Origin of the sequence: Georgenia satyanarayanai, from assembly GCF_023715365.1 — a bacterium.
Taxonomy (GTDB): Bacteria; Actinomycetota; Actinomycetes; order Actinomycetales; family Actinomycetaceae; genus Oceanitalea; species Oceanitalea satyanarayanai_B.
Window position 1 is genome coordinate 366,235 of record NZ_JAMBNZ010000003.1, and the last position, 18,701, is coordinate 384,935.

The following is an 18,701-nucleotide window of genomic DNA, read 5'->3' on the forward strand; positions in this document are numbered from 1 at the left end:
ACGTGGGAGCGAGGAGAACCGGGGAGGTCACCGGCGGAGATCGAGTCTCAGGCGGACCTGCTCAGCGCATGGGCGAACCAGTCGACCGTCCGCCGCAGCCCGTCCTCCCACGAGACCTTCGGCTCCCAGCCCAGCTCCGCGCGGGCAAGCGTGGTGTCCGGGCGGCGCACTTCCGGGTCGTCCACCGGCCGCTCGACGAAGTCGATGCGCGAGCGCCCGCCCGTGGCCGCGACGACCGCCTCGGCGATCTCGAGCACCGTGCGCTCCTGGGGGTTGCCGATGTTGACGGGCCCGGGGTGGCCGCTGCGGGCGAGGGCGAGGATGCCGGCGACGAGGTCGTCGACGTAGCAGACGGAGCGGGTCTGGTTCCCGTCGCCGGCCACGGTCAGCGGCTCACCGGCGAGGCCCTGGCGGATGAAGGTGGGGATGGCGCGGCCGTCGTAGGGGCGCATCCGAGGGCCGTAGGTGTTGAAGATCCGCACGATGCCGGTGTCCACGCCGTGGGCGCCGCGGTAGGCGGTGACGAGGGCCTCGGCGTAGCGTTTGGCCTCGTCGTAGACCCCGCGCGGCCCGATCGGGTTGACGTGGCCCCAGTAGGTCTCCGGCTGCGGGTGGACCTGCGGGTCGCCGTAGACCTCGGAGGTCGAGGCCTGGACGAACCGGGCGCCCTTGTCCCGGGCCAGGCGCAGGGCCCGCTCGGTGCCCACGGACCCCACCCGCAGCGTCTCGATGGGCAGCTCGAGGTAGTCCACGGGCGAGGCGGGGGAGGCAAAGTGCAGGACGAGGTCGACGTCGCCGCGCACGTACATATTCTCGGTGACGTCGCAGTGGACGAGCTCGAAGCCGGGCCGCTGCGCCAGGTGCGCGACGTTCCCCGGCGCTCCGGTGAGGAAGTTGTCCAGTGCCACGACCTGCCAGCCGTCGTCGAGCAGGGCCTCGCACAGGTGGCTGCCGAGGAACCCCGCCCCTCCGGTCACAACCGCACGGCCGCTGCGCTGCACTGCCCTCATCGCTGTCCTTCCTCTCGGTGTCCTGGTCTGGCCGGCACGGGTGCGCGGCGGAGCATCTCCGCCTGCGCGGCCACCCGGTCCGGCACCGGGCGACGACGGCGCAGCGCAGCCGGCAGGTCCGCGAGCGCGTCCCTTGCCCCGGCCCGCTGGACGGCGCCGGCGGCCACCGTCCGCCGGACCCGCGCGAGCGCGTCGCGCCGGGGCAGCCGCATCGCGCCGGTGAGGACCGCGGAGCGGGCGAGCGCACGACGGCGGGCGTCGGCCGAGCCGCGGACGGGCGAGGGGTGGTGGTGGGCGACGACGTCGTCGAGGTAGCTGAGGTGCCAGCCATGGCCGGCGAGGTCGAGGGCCAGGCGTTCCTCCTCGCCGGGGAAGCGGACGACGTCGTCGAAGCCGCCCGCCTCGACAAAGGCCTCCACCCGTACCAGCGCGCCGCAGGCGATGAAGCCGAGAAGCGGGGCGCCGGGTACGTCCGGGTCACCGGGCAGCGGCGAGGCGGCCATCTCCGCGCAGGTCGGGTCCAGCCGCTCCTCGGTACCGACGAGGATGCGTGCCTGAAGGAGCCCGAGCCGCGGGTGCGCCGCGAAGTGCGCGGCCGCGGTGGCGAGCGCCCCGGGCGCCCACCACGAGTCGTCGTCGGCGAAGGCGACGATCGGCGTGCGGGCGCGCCGCACGCCGATGGTGCGCCCGTAGGCGCCGGCGTTGCGGGCCAGGCGGACGACATCGACGTCCGGGAAGCGCTCGCTGACGGCGTCGGCGCTGCCGTCGGTGGAGGCGTTGTCGACGTAGACGACCGGGGCCCGGTGCCGGGCGAGGGACTGCAGCAGCTCCTCGCGTCGGTTGTGGCTCACGACGACGACGCTCACGCGCTCGTCCTCGATCTCAGGCCCGGTGGTTGCCTGCGTCACGCCTTCTCCTCTCGACGCCCCTCAGCATGCGGTGGGTGGGAGAGGCACGCACGCCGAGCGGCTCAGCCCTCCCCCGTACCGCGGCGCAGCAGCGCCAGCGGCAGGGTGAGGAGGGACACGGCCCCCGCGACGAGCAGGGCCGTGGTGAAGGAGCTCCACGCCGCCACCATCCCGACGACGACGGCGCCCAGTCCCGTCCCGGCGTCGAAGCCGATGTTCCACACCGCGCTGGCCGAGCCGTAGTGCGGGCGGCTCACCGTGCGGAAGGACAGGACGAGCGTGAGGTTCTGCAGACCGCCGTAGCTGATGCCGACGACGGCGGCACCCAGGAGGAGCGGGACGACGGCGGTGGCCTGCGGGTCGCGCACCGCCCAGGCGATCATCGCCATGCCGGCGCCGGTGAGGAGGACGAGGGGCCCCAGGAACGGCCGGGGTCCGAACCGGTCGGCCAGGGCGCCCACCCGCCAGCGCGCGACCGCGGCCGCCACGGTGAGGAGGAGCAGCGCCACAGTGCTGAGGGCGGCGCTGCTGCTCATCTGGGCCATGAAGGTGATGAGCGCGCCGCCGGCGAGCGTGACGGCGAGGAGCAGGGCCATCGGGCGCAGCAGCCGCAGGTAGGGCACACGCCCCGTCGCCTCCGGGACGTGCTCGAGCCGCCGCGCGAGGAGGACGGCGGGCACCGCGCCGAGAGCGGGCAGCACGCCGAGTGCGAAGACCAGCCCGTAGCCGAGCTGCTCGACGATCCACGGCCCGGCGGACAGGAGGAGCACCTGCGGTCCGGCGATCGCCAGCCCGTAGGCGCCGATGGCCGCGCCCCGGCGCGCCGGCGCCACGAGCTCGGCGACGAGCGCGCTGCCCGTCACCGTGACGACGCCGAAGCCGATCCCGCGCACCGCGGAGACCGCCAGCACGGGCAGCAGGCCGTCGCTGAGCCCGAGCGTCGCCGAGGGCAGCCCGAGCAGGAGCATCCCGGCCGCGAGCACCGGTCCCCACCCCAGGCGCCGCAGCGCGGTCGGCACGACAAGCTGGGTGAGGACCGTGACGAGCATGAGGACGCCGTTGACGAGCCCCGCACCGACGGATCCAGCCCCGCCGTGGACCGCCCACAGCGGGGCGACGGGCAGCAGGGCGGCGTAGCCGGAGAAGGCGAGCACGGTCATCGCGACGAGCAGCGGCATCCCCGGTACGCGCCACACCGAGCCGCTCACCGGCCCCTGCGGGGACGGGGACGGGGACGGCGCGGCAGGCGGGGTGGACATGCTCGCAGGCTAACCGCGCCGCCGCGCCGCCCCGGTGCCCGCTCGCCGAGCGGTTCGGCACCGGGCACAGTGAGGACTCTCGCCGAGCGGAAGGACCGACCATGCGGAGCACCGAGACCGAGCGGACCGGGCGCGTGGAGCCCTCGACCTGGGTCGGCCTGGCCCTGGCCGTCCTCGCGATCGCCTTCGTCGTGCAGAACCGCGGAGAGGTGCGCATCGAGCTGTTCTGGCTCAGCGTCGGCGCACCGATGTGGCTCGTGCTGCTCCTCATCTTCCTCGTCGGCTGGGCCGTGGGCGCCCTCGTGCGCCGTCGCCGCGCTCGCCGCTGACGCCGTCCGGTGGCAGGCCGCCCCGGCCGCTGGTAGGCAGGACCTCCACCGTCACCGACTTTCAGGAGGCACGAGATGAGCCAGGTACAAGAGTCGATCGACGTCGACGTCCCGGTCAGCACCGCCTACAACCAGTGGACGCAGTTCGAGTCCTTCCCGCAGTTCATGGAGGGCGTCGAGTCGATCACCCAGGTGACCGACACCCTCAACCGCTGGGTGACGACCGTGGGTGGGCAGCGGCGCGAGTTCAACACCGAGATCACCGAGCAGCACCCGGACGAGCGGATCGCGTGGCGCAGCGTGGGCGGCGACGTCAAGCAGGCTGGTGTCGTCACCTTCCACCGGCTCAGCGACACGACGACCCGCGTGATGATCCAGATCGACTGGGAGCCGTCCGACGCCAAGGAGAAGGTCGGCTCCGCGCTCGGCTTCGACACTCGGCAGGTCAAGGCGGACGCCGCCCGCTTCAAGGAGTTCATCGAGAAGCGCGGCGTCGAGAGCGGCGGCTGGCGCGGCGACGTCGAGAACCCCAGCTAGCCCCCGTCCCCCTACCGCCGACAGCCGGATTCCTCCGGGAGGAATCCGGCTGTCGGCGCATGGGCCGGGAGGAAACCGGCTGTCGGCGCATGGGGCCGGGAGCTACGCCGCGTTCACGGCCTCGGTGAGCGCGGCGTCGGCGTGGGCGAGTCCTCGCGGTCGTAGGTGGACGTCGAGACCATGACCTCGTCGGCCCCGGTCCGCCCGGCGCCGCGTGGTGCTCGGCCACCCGGAACCGGTGGTAGCCCAACTCCTCGGCCCGCTGCGCCCGCCCAACCGTGGCCCGCAGCGCCGCCGCGTGCTCCTCACCGGCGCGGGTGCGGGAGCGGTCGAGCAGGGAGAGGCGCAGGGGGGGTCACCACCGAGGCTAGGGTGGGCGGCCGTCGCCGGATGCCGCCCGCCGCGACGGGTCGCACAGTAGGGGGATGGATGACGCCTCCACCGATCCTCACTCCCGCGACGTCGTCGTCATCGGTGCGGGGCCGGCGGGCCTGTCCGCCGCCCTCGTCCTGGGCCGCGCCCGCCGCTCCGTCACGGTCGTGGACGCCGGCAGTCCGCGCAACGCGTGCTCCGCGGCCCTCCACGGGTTCCTCACCCGGGACGGCGCCGCGCCGGCGGACTTCCTCGCCGTCGCCCGCCGTGAGGTGAGCGGCTACGGGGTGGAGATCGTCGCGGACGAGGCGAGCGCCGTCGTCGTCGAGGACGCCGCGGGCCCGAGGCTCCGGGTGAAGCTGGCCGGTGGCCGGCGTCTACGGGCGCGCCGGGTGGTCGTTGCGAGCGGGATCGCCGACGAGCTGCCCGACGTCGCCGGCCTGGCCGAGCGGTGGGGTTCCGACGTCCTGCACTGTCCCTACTGCCACGGCTACGAGGTGCGTGACCGGCCCCTCGTCGTCCTCGCGGAGAGCACGGAGGGCGCGGTCCACCAGGCGCTGCTGCTGCGGCAGTGGTCCCAGGACGTCACCGTCGTCACCCACGACGCCGGCCCCATGGACGACGACGCCGCCACGCTCCTCGCCGCCCGTGACGTCCGGGTGGTGCCGAGCAGGGCGCGTGAGCTGGACGACGGCCAGGATGGCACTCTCGCCGTCGTGCTCGACGACGGCACCCGGGTGGCGTGCGGGGCCGTCTTTATCGCCCCGCGGTTCCGGCTCAACAGCGCCGCGCTCACCGGGCTGGGCGCCCGCACCGTCACGAGCGACATGGGCACCGCCCTCGAGACGGACGGCGAGGGCCGCACCTCGGTGCCCGGGGTGTGGGCGGCCGGCAACGTCGTCGACCTGTCCTGCCAGGTGCTCGGCGCCGCCGAGCTTGGCTCACGGGCGGGGATCGGCATCAATGGCGAGCTCGCGCTGGCCGACGCGCACGCCGCCCGGGAGTCGGCTCAGCGCCGCCAGTAGGAGCAGAAGTCCACCCGCGACTTCGGCAGACCGGCCCCCTGCGCCCAGCGGCGCGCACCGAGCGCGAGCGCCTTCTCACCGACCGCGTAGACGTAGTCGTCCGGCTCCAGCCGCTCCTCACGCAGGAGGCTGAGGGCCGCGTCCCCGGGCTGGGCGCCGGGCTCGCGCACGGCCCACCGCACCCGGGTGCTGGCGAAGCTCGGCAGCGGGCGGCGGTCCTCGGGATGGGCCACCTCGACGATGAACACGGCGCGCTCGTCGTCGGGCAGGGAACGGGCGATCCCCTCCGCCGCGGGCAGCCCGCTCTCGTCGACGACGACGACGGACTTCCCGCGGACCGGCTCGGTCGCGTAGAACCTGCCCTGGTCGAGGACGCCGACGACGTCGCCGGGCTTGGCGGCGAGCGCCCAGGCTGCCGCCACACCGGCGACCTCACCGGTGGCGGGGTCGGTGTGGACGACGAAGTCGATGTCGATCTCCCAGCCGCCCCCGGGCACCGGGCGGGCGGCGCGGACGGTGTAGTTGCGCACCGAGCCGCGGATCTCAGGGTCGATCCCGGTCCAGCGGCTGTACCAGCCCTCGGGTCCGCCGTCGGGCAGGACGGGAAGCTCGTGACCGGGGGCGGCGAGGAAGAGCCGCAGCCACTGGTCGTAGCCCATGGGCACGAAGGTGCGGTCCAGGGTGTCGTCGGCGCCGATGAGGACGACGCGCACGAAGCTCGGGCACACGCGCTCGGTGCGCACGACGCGGGCGTAGGTGGCGCGGGCGGAGGCCGGACGGACGGCCTTGGTCCGCTGGAGCACCTGGGTCATGTGAGCGCCTCCTCGAGCATGGGCACGATCTGCTCGATCGCGTACTGCTGGGACAGGACCGTGCCGAGGGAGTAGGCCGAGGCGAGGTCCCCGTCGATGACGACGGCGCGGCCGTCCGCCACGGCGGGGAGCTGCTGGAACATCGGGTCCTCGGTGATCTCGCTCGTCTCGATGAAGATGGGGAAGGCGACGACGAGGTCTGCGTCCAGGGCGTCGAGGCGCTCGGCCGACAGGGAGACGGAGAAGCCGGACGCGTCCGCCTCCAGCTCCGCGATCTTCGGGTTCTGCACGAAGCCGAGCTTCTCGAGGAAGTCCACCCGCTCGCTGCCCTCGACGTTGGCGCCCCAGCCCTCGGACGTGAGGGTGGCCGCGGTGGCGGTCCGCCCCTCCCAGTCGGGGTGGTCGTCGCGGGCCTGGGCGAAGGTGTCCTCGAGCTCGGTGAGGAGCTGCTCGCCCTCCTCCTGCTTGCCGAGCGCCGCGGCGATCATCTCGAGCTGCTGCTCGGTGGTCGTGAGGTAGCTCTCGCCGCCCTCGGGCACGCCGATCGTCGGCGCGATCGAGGCGAGGCGGTCGTAGCGGGCCTGGTCGCCCGAGCTCTTGACGTCGAGGATGAGGTCCGGCTCGAGGGCGGCGATCGCCTCGAAGGAAGGCTCCATGGTCTCGATGATCTCCGGGGCGTCGTCGTACCGGCCCTGCGCCCACGGGCCCACGCCCTCGCCGCCGAAGCCGAGCCAGTCCGAGGCGCCGACCGGCTGCACGTCCAGGGCCAGCGCCGTCTCGGCGTCCCCCCAGCCGAGCGCGACGACCCGCTGCGGCGCCTCCTCCACGGTGACGTCCCCGAACGTCGTCTCGACGACGACGGGAAAAGCGCCGTCCGTCGTCGCCGGCTCCGCCTGGTCCTCCGGCTCCTGCGAGCCGCCGTCGTCCCCGCACGCGGCGAGGGTGAGGGACAGGAGGACCGTCGCGGTCAGGGCTCGCGCGGCAGGGCGGCGTCGGGGCATGGTGGCCTCTCGGAGGAAGTCGCCCGGTGGTCCACCGGGCACGTAGGTGAGGCTAACCTAAGTACTCGTGCGGACCTTGGTCAAGAGCCCGGCAGCGCAGGACCCCGGTCGGGCCCGGCGCGGACGCACCCGCGCCCTGTGGCTGCTCGTTGTCCTCGCGGTCCTCCTGCTGGCTCTCGTGGCGAGCATGGCCGTCGGCTCCCGGGCCATCGCACCGGCCGACGTCCTCGGGGCGCTGCTCGGCACCAACCCCGACCCGGTGGAGACGACCGTCGTCCTCGACGGGCGGCTGCCGCGCACCGGGATCGCACTGGCCGCCGGTGCCGCGCTCGGAGTGGCGGGGGCGCTCATCCAGGCCCTGACCCGCAACCCGCTCGCCGACCCGGGCATCCTCGGCGTCAACGCCGGCGCGGCCTTCGCCGTCGCGATCGCCGTCGGGGTGCTCGGCGTGACGAGCGTGTGGGGCTACCTGTGGTTCGCCTTCGGCGGTGCCTTTGCGGCGGCGGTGCTCGTCTACGCCGTCGGCTCCTCGCTGCGGAGCGGCGCCCGCCCGGTGACGCTCACGCTCGCCGGCGTCGCGCTGGGGGCGGTGCTGAGTGGGATCACCTCGGCGATGGTGCTCGCGGACCCGGCGAGCTTCCAGGCGATGCGGTCCTGGGAGTCCGGCTCCCTCGCGGGGCGGGACGCGACGGCGCTCACCGCGCTCGCCCCCTTCCTCGTGGCCGCCCTCGTCCTCGCGCTCGCGCTGGCCCCCTCCCTCAACGCCGTCGCGCTCGGGGACGACCTCGCGCGCTCGCTCGGGGCGCGGCTGCCGCTCGTGCGGGTGCTGTCGGTCCTCGTCATCACCGTGCTGGCGGGCGGGGCGACGGCGATCGCCGGGCCGATCGCGTTCGTCGGCCTCATGGTCCCGCACGTGGCGCGGTGGATCGCGGGCCCGGACCAGCGGTGGATCATGGCCTACACGATGGTCCTCGCCCCGATCCTCCTCCTGTCCGCCGACGTCGTCGGGCGCGTCGTCCTGCTGCCCGGGGAGCTGCCCGCCGGGATCGTCACCGCCGTGCTCGGCGCCCCGGTACTCATCGCGCTCGTGCGCCGCCGGGGGGTGAGCGGGCTGTGAGCGTGTCGGCGCCGCGGGCGGCGCACCGCGCGCGGACCGTGGGGGTGCCCGGCAGCGCCCGCCGGGTGCCGCGCCGCCAGGTCGCCGTCACCGCCGTGCTGGCCGGGGTCACCGTCCTCCTCGCGCTGCTCGCCCTCGGGCTGGGCGACTACCCGCTCTCACCGGTCGAGGTGGTGCGGGCGGCCCTCGACCCGGCGAGCGGCTTCGCCCACGAGGTCGTCGTCGAGTGGCGCCTGCCGCGGGTGCTCAGCGCCGTCGTCTTCGGCGGGGCGCTCGGCGTCTCGGGGGCCGTCTTCCAGTCGCTCACCCGCAACCCGCTCGGCTCCCCGGACATCATCGGCTTCGTCACCGGCTCCTACACCGGCGCTCTCCTCGTGCTCACGGTCGCGGGGACCGCCGCCCTGTCCACGACGATCGGTGCGCTGCTGGGCGGGCTGGGCACCGCCGTCGTCGTCTACCTCCTCGCCTACCGGGGTGGGATCCTCGGCTTCCGGCTCATCATCGTCGGCATCGCCGTGACGGCGGCGCTGCACGCCGTCAACACCTACCTCCTGCTGCGGGCGGAGACCGAGGTGGCGATGGCGGCGGCGATCTGGGGCGCCGGGTCGATCTCGCTCGTCGGCTGGGACGAGGCGGTCCCGGCCTTCCTTGCTCTCGCGCTCCTCACGCCGCTCGGGCTGCTCGCCCCGGCCCTGCGCCAGCTCGAGCTCGGCGACGACGCCGCCCGCGCCCACGGCCTGCGCGTGGAGCCCGCGCGGCTGCTGCTCGTCCTCGGCGGCGTCGCGCTCACCGCCGTCGTCACGGCCACGGCCGGCCCCATCGCCTTTGTCGCGCTCGCCGCGCCGCAGATCGCGCGGCGGCTCACCGGCAGCGCCGGCCTGCCCCTCCTGCCGGCGGCCGTGACCGGCTCGCTCGTCATGCTCGGCGCCGACGTCGTCGCCCAGCACGCGCTGCCCGGCGGTGACGTCCCGGTCGGGATCGTCACGGTGGTGGGCGGCGGCATCTATCTCCTGGCACTACTCATGATCGAGGCGCGACGACGGTGACCGACCTTCCCTGCGCGCGGCTCGCCGCCCGCGACCTCACCCTCGCCTACGAGCGACGGACCGTGTCCACCGACCTGTCCGTCGCCGTCCCCGACGGGTCGTTCACGGCGATCATCGGGCCCAACGCGTGCGGGAAGTCGACCCTGCTACGGGCCCTGGCGCGCGTGCTGCGGCCCCGGGCCGGGGAGGTCGTGCTCGACGGCCGCGCGCTCGCGGAGTACCGGTCCAAGGAGGTGGCCCGCGTCGTCGGGCTGCTGCCGCAGAGCAGTGAGGCACCGGACGGCATCACCGTCTCCGACCTCGTCTCCCGCGGCCGCTTCCCGCACCAGCGGATCGTGCGGCAGTGGACGGCGGAGGACGACGACGCCGTGTGGCATGCCCTGGAGGCGACCAGCACCGAGTCGCTGGCCGACCGTCTCGTCGCCGAGCTCTCCGGCGGGCAGCGGCAGCGGGTGTGGGTGGCGATGGCCCTGGCCCAGCAGGCCGAGATCCTCCTCCTCGACGAGCCGACGACCTTCCTCGACATCGCCCACCAGATCGAGCTCCTCGACCTGTTCACCCAGCTCCACCGGCAGGGACGCACGATCGTCGCCGTCCTCCACGACCTCAACCACGCGGCGCGGTACGCGACCCACCTCGTCGTCATGAAGGACGGGGAGGTGGTGGCGAGCGGTGCGCCGTCGTCGATCATGACGGCGGAGCTCGTCCGGGAGGTCTTCGGCCTGCCCTGCGTCGTCATCGACGACCCCGTCTCGCACACGCCGCTCGTCGTCCCCGCGACGGGCGACTGGGACCGTGGCCCGGGTGGCGGGAAGGCGCATACTACGGTGGAATAGCGGGCACTTCCGTGGAGGGAGTGGGAGTGCCATGCCGCGCTACGTCATCGGTGCCGATGTCGCGCTCGAGCTCGGCCTCGGAGCTGTCAGGCCGGGCAGGGGGGCGCAGTTGCTGGCGCCGACGCTCCTGCGCTCGGAGCTGCTCTCGCTCCTGTACCGCTGCACTCGCGCCGGGCAGGTGAGCCGCGAGGAGGCGCAGGCCTGCTTCGACCACGTCCGCAGCCTGCGGATCCGGGTGCTGGGGGACCGGGTGCTGCTGCGGGCGGCGTGGGACGTGGCCGAGCGGATGTCGTGGGAGGACACGGGGACGGCGGAGTACGTCGCGCTGACCCGGCTGCAGGCCGACGCCTTCGTCACGCTCGACGCAGAGGTGGCGCGGCAAGCCGCCCAGGAGGTGCGGGTCGCGACCCTCGAGGAGCTGCTCGGCGCCCGCTGAGGTCTACAGGTGCTCCTCCACGTCCTCCGTGAGGAGCACCCGGAGCCGCGCCTGGTCGGTCTCGTACTGCGCGAAGACCTTGTCCCGCCAGGAGCTGGGACGCTGCGCCGGGGCCTGCTGGTCCACCGTTGCGGTCACGCCGCCACCTCCGTCCGGTCCGCCGGCGGTCTGCCGGCTGATGTCCATGACCATCGGCCGGACCGGACCGGATGTGAGGAGTGGGGCTACATCTCCCGGTAGCGCCGCGCGGCTGCGAGCGCCTCCTCGACGACGGCGGCCGGCGCGGGCTGCGCGGTCCAGTCGGGGTAGGTGGTCCCGGGGGTCACGTAGACCGTCCCGTAGGCCGCGGTGTCACGCTGGTAGCGCCAGCCCTCGGCGAGCGGCCCGGCGTCGACGACGTCGTAGCCGATCGAGTCGACGAACGCGGTGACCTGCTCCTTGGCGGCGGCGTCGTCCCCGGCGATGGGGATGGCGGAGCGCTCGGGGCTGCCGGCCGGGCGCGGGAGCTCGGCGAGGTGGGCGAAGTTGATGTTGTTGAAGGCCTTGACGACCTTGGACCCGCGCAGGTGCTCCTGGAGCAGCTCGCTCACCGTCGTCGACTCGTCGTCGAGCTCGGAGATGTGGCCGTCACGCTCGTGGTAGTAGTTGTTCGTGTCGATGACGACCTTGCCGCGCAGCGGCTCGACCGGCACCTTCCGGTAGGCGGTGAACGGGACCGTCACGACGACGATCTCGCCGGCCGCGGCCGCCTCCTGCGCCGTCGCCGCCCGGGCGAGCGGGCCGAGCTCCGCGACAAGGTCGGAGAGCGTCTCCGGCCCGCGGCTGTTGCTCAGCACCACCTCGTGCCCCGCGGCGACCGCGAGACGCGCGAGGGCGCTGCCGATGTGTCCACTGCCGATGAGTCCGATCGTTGTCATGGGCGCTGCAACCGGATCGGCGGCGCTGGCATTCCACGGCGGTGACGCTGGGCCGATCCGAAGTCCGCCGCCGGGGCTACTGGGCGACAGGTGTCCCGGCGTGTCGCGCGCGTGTCGCGGACTTCGGATCAGCTCGGCGACAGGCGCTCGGAGATCAGTTCGTGGACGAGGGTGAGCGGCTCGCGGGTGGAGGGCACCGCGACGCTGCGCCCGTCGCGCAGCTCGACCGAGAGGCGGGTGCTCCAGTCGATCCGGCTGGGGATGTCGCCGCGGACGGCCACGATCTCCTCGTACGGGACGCGCCGGGTGCGCACGGCGGAACGCAGCACGAGCTCGGTGTCGCGCAGCTCGACCCGCTTGGGCCGCAGCAGCGTGAGGACGAAGATCGCGAAGAAGACGGTGCTCGGCAGCATCGGCAGGAGGCTGCCCGACCGGTTCCTGGTCACGATCCACCACACGACGGCGAACGCGGCGACCACCAGCACCGCCAGCATCACCCACTCCCAGCGCCGCACCTCTTGACGCAGGAGGACGCGCGGCTGCTCCTCGCGCCGGTCGCTCCCCATGGCCGCAGCCTGTCAGGCGGCCCGGTGCCGTGTCTGTCCGTTGGCGGCCGGGGCGGTCAGTCGTCGAGCTCGTCGAGCCGGGCGAGGGCCGTCGCCCAGCGCCGGCACCGCTCGGCGTCGTCCTGCTCCCACCACGGGGTGCCGCGCTCGCCGAGGCCGTGCTTGGCCAGGCCCACGCGCTCCCGGGCAGGGGCCGGGTCCTGCCCGGCCTTCTTCAGCGCCCGGACGGCGGAGCGCCCCCGACCGAGGTGGGACAGCAACCGGTGGGCGACCTCCGGCGGGAGGGTGGGGTCCTGCCGGCGCCACCGGCGCCTGTCGAGGACGAGCCACCGCTCGTCGTCGGTCGTGGAGTCGTCCTCAGCGTTCCGCGGAGCCGCCCGCGATCCCGTCATGATCGCCTCCTTGCACCACCCGCCGGTCCTCAGCACCCTAGACACCCGCCGGCTCGGGCGCGCGGCGGCTTCCGCCGAGCAGGGCGCACAGCCCAGCCTCGATCGGGCGGGACGTGCCGAGGCCGGGGAACGCGGCAAAACTCGCGTCCAGGGCCCGCACCTCCTCGATCCCCCCGTGCCGGCCGAGGAGCTGACGGGCGACCTCTCTGGCGGGTCCCGGGTCCACGTACCGGGTCCCGGGCCATCTCCAGGCAGCAGCAGCACGCCGCCCGTGCCGGCGCGCGCCGGAGACGGAGCCGGCGCGGCCCAGTGCGGCCAAGGACGACGGGCCGATGCTCAGCCGCCAGTCGAGCTCCGCGGCGAAGAACTCCAGGTGGCGCGCCTTGAGCGCGTGAACCAGCCGCGACAGCTCCGCGAGCCGAGGGTCCAGCTCGGCGAGACGACGGTGGAGCAGTCCGGTCGTCGCCGCGTCGAGCCAGCCGGCGGACAGCTGCCCGCTCGTGACATCCGCGCCGAGAAGGTTGCTGCGCACGGCTCCGACCGTCGGGGCCACCCGCTCGTCCCACACTCGTCGCGCGCGGCCCTGCCGCGAGTCCGGCGGCGGCACGGCGGCGCGCCCGTTGACCGCAAGCACGCCGGCCAGGCGGTCGGCGAGGGCGTGCTGCTCGAAGGTCCACGTGATGAGGAAGGCGGTGACCCGGGCGTCGGCATGGGTCGGCGTCACGAGGACGTCACGGACCCGGTCGAGTGCGGCCCCCTCGACCGACCAGAGGTAGGCGACCGCGTCGAGGGCGGCCGGCCGGAGCCCGGACGGCCCAGGCGTCCCTGACTCGCGCAGGTCGAGCGGGTCCCGCGTGTACGCCCGCACGTCGAACGCGCTCATGCCGCCACCATCCCGCGCGCGTCGACCGCGTCCGACACCAGACGCAGCCCGTCCAGGCCGGGCAGCCGGGAGAGGTGCCGGTCGATGGCCTCGACCTCCTTGCGGCCGTCCGGGCCCGAGAACAGGTGGGAGAGGACGAAGTTGACGTCCTCCTCACGCGAGATGCCCGACCCGACGGGCTCCCACGCCGTCCGCAGCGCCAGCCGCACGAGGCGCTGGGCCTTGAGGTTGCCCTCGAGCCTCGCCCTTGCCTGCGTCGTGTAGAACGCGATGTGCTTGCTCTCCTGCGCGGCGATGCGGCGCAGGAGCGTCTCGAGCACGGGGTGGGGCGTGAGAGCAGCGAGGCGCTTGTACCCAGCCGCGGTGGACCACTCGTTGAGGGCGCCCCAGGTCATGTGGACCGCGATAAAGTCCTTCCCGACGATGTTCGACAGCACCGACTGCCTCACGGGCGCGAGCCGGTCGCGCCAGCCGACCTTGATCCGCCGCGCCTTCACCTCGTCGAACTCGATGGTGATCCCGTGGAGCGCGAGCACGCGGGACAGGGCCTCCCCGTGCCAGAACTCCTCCCGGTTCCAGATCGTCATGAAGGTGCTCACCTCCCCGTCGCGGCGTGACGGGGTCACGAGCATGTCGCGGAGGTAGCACACCGTGTGGAACTCGACGTCGCACATGTACCGCAGCACCCGCAGGGTCTCGGGCGGGAGCGGGTCCCGCCGGAAGGCGTCCAGGTCGAGGTCCTCCCAGCGCAGGGCTTGTGACTCGCGGGCGTAGCGGTCGATGTCGAAGGCCATGGCCTCTCCCTCCGGTCGGTCGGGCGGCCGGTGCCACCACGCCCGTGGTTCGGAGCTGGACGCCCGGCGGATGGGTCGGCACACCAGCGGGCGTCACCGCGGGCCGCGCCGGATGATGGCGCCCATGACTGCTCTGCTGTGGCTGCGCCGCGACCTGCGCCTGCACGACCTGCCGGCCCTGCTCGCCGCCCACGAGGCGGGCGGTGAGGTGCTGCCCGTGTTCGTCGCAGACCCGGCGCTCCTCGCGTCGGCGGGGGCGGTGCGCCGCGCCCACCTCGCCGCCGCCCTCGCCGAGCTCGACGAGTCCTACGACGGCGCCGTCGTCGTCCGCGTCGGACGGCCGGAGGAGGAGATCCCGCGGCTCGTGCGCGAGGTTGGTGCCGGCAGCGTCCACGTCAGCCGGGAGACCACCCCGTACGGCCGCGACCGCGACGAGCGGGTCGACCGCGCCCTGGACGAGGTGCCGCTCGTCGCGACCGGCACGCCCTATGCCGTCGGGCCGGGGCTCGTGCGCAAGGCCGACGGCAGACCCTTCCAGGTCTTCACCCCGTTCTCCCGCGCCTGGCACGAGCACGGCTGGCCACGACCCGCGCCGCTGCCCGACGGCCTGCGCTGGCACCGCGGCGTCGAGTCCTCACCCCTCCCCTGGGACGCGGAGGCGGACGTCAGCTGCGGCGAGGCGTCGGCACACGCCCGCTGGGAGGAGTTCCTCGAGGAGGACCTCGAGGACTACGGCGACGGCCGCGACCGGCCCGACCTCGACGTGACCTCCCGGATGTCGGTGCACCTCAAGTACGGCACCATCCACCCGCGCACGATGCTCGCCGACATCGCCGCGCACCCCGCCGGGCGCACGGAGGGCGCGCAGCGCTACGTCACCGAGCTGTGCTGGCGCGAGTTCTACGCCGACGTCCTGTGGCACCGGCCCGAGTCCGCCTGGTCGGACCTGCGCGAGGACCTGCGCGGCATGGCGTACGCGGACCCCGGCGGCAAGGCCGCGGACCACGTGCGGGCCTGGCAGGAGGGGCGGACGGGCTTCCCCTTCGTCGACGCGGGCATGCGGCAGCTGCTCGCCGAGGGGTGGATGCACAACCGGGTGCGGATGGTCGTCGCGAGCTTCCTCGTCAAGGACCTGCACGTGTGGTGGGGCCACGGGGCGCGGTACTTCCTCGAGCACCTGCGCGACGGCGACATCGCCTCCAACAACCACGGCTGGCAGTGGGTCGCGGGGACCGGGACCGACGCCGCCCCGTACTTCCGTGTCTTCAACCCCGTCACACAGGGGGAGCGCTTCGACCCCGACGGCGCGTACGTCCGCCGCTACGTGCCCGAGCTCGCGCACGTTCCCGGCGCCGCCGTGCACCAGCCGTGGAAGGTGCCCGACGGCCTCGCCCACGGTTATCCCGAGCGCATCGTCGACCACGCCGCGGAGCGGGTCGAGGCGCTGCGCCGCTACGAGGAGGCCAAGGGCAGCCGCTCCGGCAGGTGACATGACCCCACGCGAGATCCACGTGCAGCCCGTAGCGTTGCCCCGACACCGACACCGCCCTGTGAGGGCAGAGGAAGAGGACACCGTGACGATGCGCAGCGTGCCCCTGGGACCGACCGACACCCTCGTCCCCAACGTCGTCGCCGGGATGATGCGGATCCGCGACAAGTCCGACGACGAGATCCGCAGCCTCTACCGCGCCGCCCGCGAGGCGGAAGTCTCCTTCTTCGACCACGCCGACATCTACGGCGGGCAGATGCACGCCTGCGAGGACCGGTTCGGCTCGGCGCTCGGCCTGAGCCCGTCGGAGCGCGCGGAGGTCATCCTCCAGACGAAGACCGGCATCGTGCCCGCGGAGGGGTCCTACGACTTCTCCTACGACCACATCGTCTCCTCGGTGGAGGGCTCCCTGCGGGCGCTGCGCACCGACTACGTCGACGTCCTGCTCCTCCACCGCCCCGACGCCCTCGTCGAGCCGGACGAGGTGGCCCGCGCCTTCGACCAGCTCGAGCAGTCCGGCAAGGTCCGCGCGTTCGGGGTCTCCAACCACACGCCCCGCCAGATCGATCTCCTCCGCACGGCCGTGCGTCAGCCGATCGTCGCGAACCAGCTCCAGCTGTCCCTCTCGCACTCGGAGATCGTCACCCAGGGCCTGGCCGCCAACATGACGGCGGACGGCGCCGTCGTCCGCGACGGCGGTGGGGTTCTCGACTACTGCCGCATCCACGGCATCACCGTCCAGGCGTGGTCGCCGTTCCAGAAGCGCGACGGCAGCGGCGTCTTCCTCGGGGCGGAGGACCACCCCGAGCTCAACGCCGAGCTCGACCGCCTCGCGGCACACTACGACGTCACGCCCCTCGCGATCGCGACGGCGTGGATCACGCGGCACCCCGCCGGCATGCAGGTGGTCCTGGGGACGACGACGCCGGAGCGCGTCACGGCCGCGAGTGCCGGGTCGGACATCCCGCTCACGCGGGCCGAGTGGTACGGCCTGGTCTGCGCCGCGGGGCACGCCGTCCCCTGACCGACGTGCCACTCTCCGGCCGCTCACCGACTCGTCGGATGGACCCGCTCCAGTCCTACGTGCGCGCCTGGCGCCGGGCCCGCTCCCGCTCGTCTGCGCGAGGCCCGCGAGCGTGGCGAGCACCGTGACGACCCCGTGTGCCCGCGGCACACCCGCGGGCGGTACAGGGTCACCCGCCGGTGAACATCGATATGGCGAGCGGCGTGCCGAGCTCGTCGCAGGCGGCACCCAGGGCCTCCTCGGCGGCGTACCACTCCGGGGAACGGACCCCCTCCGGGGCCCGGCCAAAGCCCGAGGGCACGGCCGGCGCAGCTTCCTTAAGGTCAGTGACGGCCGAGCGCACGGGCCCGTCCCCGCTGGACGGGAGGCGGTCGAGGACGCGCGTGGCGAGCTTGTGCCAGCCCTGATGCTCCTGCGGCTCCATGCGACCGTCGTCGAGCGCGATGTCGGCGTTCTCGAGAATGGTGAGGACGTCGCCGTAGGCGGTGCAGATGTCGGCGTCCTCGGCCGGTGACGGCGCCGGCGCCGGGGCTGAGGACGCGACCACGGGCTCGGGCAGCGGCGCCACCCCGGCATCCGCGCTCTCGGCGCAGCCACTCATCGCCGCGGCTGCGAAGACCGCCACCACTAGACCAGTTCTCGGCCGCATCGGTGCGCGCCCTCCCGTCGACAGCTGACGTGTGCACGCTATCGAAGTTCCGAGCCGTGCGGAGCACTCCCAGCCCGGCACCCAGACTCTCTCGGCAGCTTGCCGAGAGCACGCCATTCCTGCACAACACGCCGCCATTGGCGGTTCTATTGCACGCCCGTTGAGCCCAGTTGACCGGCACAGCGCGCTGCTCCCGCCCACTAGGACATCACCCGTCATTCACCGCCCCATCCCCGGACACATCACAGGGCGGGTCTTGCGGGACGGTCGGACTGGAGCGCAGAGGTAGGCGCACGCCCCGCGGAGGGCGGTCTCCGTGGTGGGTTACTCTTGGGACGCTCTGGAGTGGTGGTCTCTGGACACTCGTTGATTGCGGCGGAGAACAACTGCGGTCGTCGGGGCATCGCCGCGTCGGCCTCGTGGGAACTCTCCCGTTCGCGCCCTGCGGCTTTTCAGTGGACGAGAGGTGCGATCATGTCGACATGTCGGACCGCACCTCGCGCGGGATGCCAGGCGCCACGATGAATGTCCTCGAGACAGCGCCCGCGATCACGCAGATCACCCACTACAGCGGATGGTTTCGGCTGAAGGAGTCGGTAGAGGAGCACGTCTTTCAGGACTGGCTTGTCGATGGAGTGTCGCTGCGTCAGGTGGTCGCACAGCGGTCCGGCTGGCCGGAAGATGCGGGGCTTCCTTCTGATCACCCGCCGTTCCGCTCAGACGACTTCTGGCCAGAGCTGGCAGTGAGTAGCCTGCGGAGCCTCCTTGGCGAGCTTCCGGGGGAGCTACCCGGTGGCCGCGTGGTCCTGCTTCGCTGTCCGGTATGCGCAGACGTCAGCTGCGGTGCGGTGACTGCTGAGCTTGTTCTCCACGACGACGTGGTCGAGTGGCGTGACGTCGGCTGGCAGTCCGAGGACGACTTTGACGTCTCGAGCGATGGATTCCCCACACCGCTCACGCTTCAGTTCTCCCGCTTGCCATACGTGAATCTTTTACGCCGACTGCTCAACGAGTACACGACGCTCGTGAACACAGTGCAATGAGACCCCCTGACTGCGGTATAGCGCCCCGAAGCCGTCGCTGATAGAGACTGAGCATTACGCCACATGGCCGGCGTAATCATCGACGTCATGCTCGTGTTGCGTGCCGTGCCACTGAGCGATCCCTTTGCGGGCTCTTCGGACTTCTGGTGGGGAGCGGGACTCGCGGCGGTAGTTGAGGGCGGGTATGGGTCGAGGTCCTCGATGATCGGTAGCGACCAAGCAACCGTTCGTTCCGAGGACCTCGACGTTGACCAAC

23 protein-coding genes are annotated in these 18,701 nt (G+C 73.2%); 11 read left to right on the forward strand and 12 right to left on the reverse strand.

Going from position 1 to position 18,701, the window contains the following annotated elements; all coding sequences use genetic code 11:
• Positions 1-47 precede the first annotated feature (47 nt).
• From M3148_RS05940 to M3148_RS05950, 3 genes are all read right to left on the reverse strand, one after another.
• Positions 48-1,010: a UDP-glucuronic acid decarboxylase family protein gene (locus M3148_RS05940; RefSeq protein ID WP_251303756.1), complete on the reverse strand. Its 963-nt coding sequence runs from the start codon at positions 1,008-1,010 to the stop codon at positions 48-50.
• Complete coding sequence (locus tag M3148_RS05945) at positions 1,007-1,918, reverse strand: glycosyltransferase family 2 protein (RefSeq protein ID WP_251303757.1); 912 nt, start codon at positions 1,916-1,918, stop codon at positions 1,007-1,009. Before M3148_RS05945 ends, M3148_RS05940 begins: the two co-directional genes overlap by 4 nt.
• A gap of 62 nt (positions 1,919-1,980) precedes the next feature.
• Positions 1,981-3,177, reverse strand: a complete 1,197-nt coding sequence (locus M3148_RS05950) for an MFS transporter (RefSeq protein WP_251303758.1) — start codon at positions 3,175-3,177, stop codon at positions 1,981-1,983.
• A gap of 101 nt (positions 3,178-3,278) precedes the next feature.
• Between M3148_RS05950 and M3148_RS05955 the strand changes: the two genes are divergently transcribed.
• From M3148_RS05955 to M3148_RS05965, 3 genes are all read left to right on the forward strand, one after another.
• Positions 3,279-3,506 carry a LapA family protein gene (locus M3148_RS05955; RefSeq protein WP_251303759.1) on the forward strand — a complete coding sequence of 76 codons (228 nt, stop codon included), beginning with the start codon at positions 3,279-3,281 and terminating at the stop codon, positions 3,504-3,506.
• Positions 3,507-3,581: 75 nt separating this feature from the next.
• Positions 3,582-4,043 (forward strand): SRPBCC family protein, encoded by a 462-nt coding sequence (locus tag M3148_RS05960; protein WP_251303760.1) that lies wholly within the window; start codon positions 3,582-3,584, stop codon positions 4,041-4,043.
• 425 nt (positions 4,044-4,468) lie between these two features.
• Positions 4,469-5,440, forward strand: coding sequence for an NAD(P)/FAD-dependent oxidoreductase (locus tag M3148_RS05965; protein WP_251303761.1), 972 nt, complete (start codon positions 4,469-4,471; stop codon positions 5,438-5,440).
• Here M3148_RS05965 and M3148_RS05970 read toward each other — a convergent pair.
• The gene (locus M3148_RS05970; protein ID WP_251303762.1) at positions 5,425-6,252 is read right to left on the reverse strand and encodes a siderophore-interacting protein; all 828 of its coding nucleotides are present in this window, start codon (positions 6,250-6,252) and stop codon (positions 5,425-5,427) included. The two genes, M3148_RS05965 and M3148_RS05970, sit on opposite strands and share 16 nt — an antisense overlap.
• Positions 6,249-7,295 (reverse strand): iron-siderophore ABC transporter substrate-binding protein, encoded by a 1,047-nt coding sequence (locus M3148_RS05975; RefSeq protein WP_251303763.1) that lies wholly within the window; start codon positions 7,293-7,295, stop codon positions 6,249-6,251. The genes M3148_RS05970 and M3148_RS05975 overlap by 4 nt, the downstream gene beginning before the upstream one ends.
• 25 nt (positions 7,296-7,320) lie before the next feature.
• Between M3148_RS05975 and M3148_RS05980 the strand changes: the two genes are divergently transcribed.
• From M3148_RS05980 to M3148_RS05995, 4 genes are read left to right on the forward strand one after another with little or no spacing between them, the layout of a single operon-like run.
• Entirely contained in the window at positions 7,321-8,370 is a 1,050-nt protein-coding gene (locus M3148_RS05980; protein WP_251303764.1) for a FecCD family ABC transporter permease, read from the forward strand.
• Positions 8,367-9,416 (forward strand): FecCD family ABC transporter permease, encoded by a 1,050-nt coding sequence (locus M3148_RS05985; RefSeq protein WP_308203216.1) that lies wholly within the window; start codon positions 8,367-8,369, stop codon positions 9,414-9,416. Before M3148_RS05980 ends, M3148_RS05985 begins: the two co-directional genes overlap by 4 nt.
• Positions 9,413-10,252 (forward strand): ABC transporter ATP-binding protein, encoded by an 840-nt coding sequence (locus tag M3148_RS05990; RefSeq protein WP_251303765.1) that lies wholly within the window; start codon positions 9,413-9,415, stop codon positions 10,250-10,252. The genes M3148_RS05985 and M3148_RS05990 overlap by 4 nt, the downstream gene beginning before the upstream one ends.
• A gap of 31 nt (positions 10,253-10,283) precedes the next feature.
• Positions 10,284-10,688, forward strand: coding sequence for a hypothetical protein (locus M3148_RS05995; protein ID WP_251303766.1), 405 nt, complete (start codon positions 10,284-10,286; stop codon positions 10,686-10,688).
• A gap of 3 nt (positions 10,689-10,691) precedes the next feature.
• Here the strand turns inward: M3148_RS05995 and M3148_RS17780 are convergent, their stop codons facing one another.
• From M3148_RS17780 to M3148_RS06020, 6 genes are all read right to left on the reverse strand, one after another.
• Positions 10,692-10,826: a hypothetical protein gene (locus tag M3148_RS17780; RefSeq protein WP_285883312.1), complete on the reverse strand. Its 135-nt coding sequence runs from the start codon at positions 10,824-10,826 to the stop codon at positions 10,692-10,694.
• Positions 10,827-10,912: 86 nt separating this feature from the next.
• Complete coding sequence (locus M3148_RS06000; RefSeq protein WP_251303767.1) at positions 10,913-11,605, reverse strand: NADPH-dependent F420 reductase; 693 nt, start codon at positions 11,603-11,605, stop codon at positions 10,913-10,915.
• A 128-nt stretch (positions 11,606-11,733) separates the two neighbouring features.
• Positions 11,734-12,171: a PH domain-containing protein gene (locus M3148_RS06005; protein WP_251303768.1), complete on the reverse strand. Its 438-nt coding sequence runs from the start codon at positions 12,169-12,171 to the stop codon at positions 11,734-11,736.
• Positions 12,172-12,227: 56 nt separating this feature from the next.
• Positions 12,228-12,563, reverse strand: coding sequence for a 2-polyprenylphenol hydroxylase (locus M3148_RS06010; protein WP_251303769.1), 336 nt, complete (start codon positions 12,561-12,563; stop codon positions 12,228-12,230).
• Between the two features lie 37 nt (positions 12,564-12,600).
• Positions 12,601-13,446 (reverse strand): hypothetical protein, encoded by an 846-nt coding sequence (locus M3148_RS06015; RefSeq protein WP_251303770.1) that lies wholly within the window; start codon positions 13,444-13,446, stop codon positions 12,601-12,603.
• Positions 13,443-14,240 carry a ferritin-like domain-containing protein gene (locus M3148_RS06020; protein ID WP_251303771.1) on the reverse strand — a complete coding sequence of 266 codons (798 nt, stop codon included), beginning with the start codon at positions 14,238-14,240 and terminating at the stop codon, positions 13,443-13,445. Before M3148_RS06020 ends, M3148_RS06015 begins: the two co-directional genes overlap by 4 nt.
• Positions 14,241-14,364: 124 nt before the next feature.
• On the opposite strand from M3148_RS06020, the gene M3148_RS06025 reads away from it, so the two are divergent.
• The gene (locus M3148_RS06025; protein ID WP_251303772.1) at positions 14,365-15,729 is read left to right on the forward strand and encodes a cryptochrome/photolyase family protein; all 1,365 of its coding nucleotides are present in this window, start codon (positions 14,365-14,367) and stop codon (positions 15,727-15,729) included.
• A 91-nt stretch (positions 15,730-15,820) separates the two neighbouring features.
• On the forward strand, positions 15,821-16,753 hold the full coding sequence (locus M3148_RS06030; protein ID WP_251303794.1) for an aldo/keto reductase: 933 nt from the start codon (positions 15,821-15,823) through the stop codon (positions 16,751-16,753).
• A gap of 169 nt (positions 16,754-16,922) precedes the next feature.
• Here M3148_RS06030 and M3148_RS06035 read toward each other — a convergent pair whose 3' ends face one another.
• Positions 16,923-17,378, reverse strand: a complete 456-nt coding sequence (locus M3148_RS06035) for a hypothetical protein (RefSeq protein WP_251303773.1) — start codon at positions 17,376-17,378, stop codon at positions 16,923-16,925.
• Positions 17,379-17,884: 506 nt separating this feature from the next.
• On the opposite strand from M3148_RS06035, the gene M3148_RS06040 reads away from it, so the two are divergent.
• Positions 17,885-18,445 carry a hypothetical protein gene (locus M3148_RS06040; RefSeq protein WP_251303774.1) on the forward strand — a complete coding sequence of 187 codons (561 nt, stop codon included), beginning with the start codon at positions 17,885-17,887 and terminating at the stop codon, positions 18,443-18,445.
• Positions 18,446-18,508: 63 nt separating this feature from the next.
• Positions 18,509-18,701: hypothetical protein (locus M3148_RS06045; RefSeq protein ID WP_251303775.1), on the forward strand; the 193-nt coding region annotated here is incomplete at its 3' end.

Excerpts from the sequence above, each read along its gene's own strand:
- M3148_RS05940 (WP_251303756.1), bottom strand. The coding sequence starts at position 1,010 with ATGAGGGCAGTGCAGCGCAGCGGCCGTGCGGTTGTGACCGGAGGGGCG.
- M3148_RS05950 (WP_251303758.1), bottom strand. The coding sequence starts at position 3,177 with ATGTCCACCCCGCCTGCCGCGCCGTCCCCGTCCCCGTCCCCGCAGGGG.
- M3148_RS05955 (WP_251303759.1), top strand. The coding sequence starts at position 3,279 with ATGCGGAGCACCGAGACCGAGCGGACCGGGCGCGTGGAGCCCTCGACC.
- M3148_RS05960 (WP_251303760.1), top strand. The coding sequence starts at position 3,582 with ATGAGCCAGGTACAAGAGTCGATCGACGTCGACGTCCCGGTCAGCACC.
- M3148_RS05965 (WP_251303761.1), top strand. The coding sequence starts at position 4,469 with ATGGATGACGCCTCCACCGATCCTCACTCCCGCGACGTCGTCGTCATC.
- M3148_RS05970 (WP_251303762.1), bottom strand. The coding sequence starts at position 6,252 with ATGACCCAGGTGCTCCAGCGGACCAAGGCCGTCCGTCCGGCCTCCGCC.
- M3148_RS05995 (WP_251303766.1), top strand. The coding sequence starts at position 10,284 with ATGCCGCGCTACGTCATCGGTGCCGATGTCGCGCTCGAGCTCGGCCTC.
- M3148_RS06000 (WP_251303767.1), bottom strand. The coding sequence starts at position 11,605 with ATGACAACGATCGGACTCATCGGCAGTGGACACATCGGCAGCGCCCTC.
- M3148_RS06005 (WP_251303768.1), bottom strand. The coding sequence starts at position 12,171 with ATGGGGAGCGACCGGCGCGAGGAGCAGCCGCGCGTCCTCCTGCGTCAA.
- M3148_RS06010 (WP_251303769.1), bottom strand. The coding sequence starts at position 12,563 with ATGACGGGATCGCGGGCGGCTCCGCGGAACGCTGAGGACGACTCCACG.
- M3148_RS06015 (WP_251303770.1), bottom strand. The coding sequence starts at position 13,446 with ATGAGCGCGTTCGACGTGCGGGCGTACACGCGGGACCCGCTCGACCTG.
- M3148_RS06020 (WP_251303771.1), bottom strand. The coding sequence starts at position 14,240 with ATGGCCTTCGACATCGACCGCTACGCCCGCGAGTCACAAGCCCTGCGC.
- M3148_RS06025 (WP_251303772.1), top strand. The coding sequence starts at position 14,365 with ATGACTGCTCTGCTGTGGCTGCGCCGCGACCTGCGCCTGCACGACCTG.
- M3148_RS06030 (WP_251303794.1), top strand. The coding sequence starts at position 15,821 with ATGCGCAGCGTGCCCCTGGGACCGACCGACACCCTCGTCCCCAACGTC.
- M3148_RS06040 (WP_251303774.1), top strand. The coding sequence starts at position 17,885 with ATGTCGGACCGCACCTCGCGCGGGATGCCAGGCGCCACGATGAATGTC.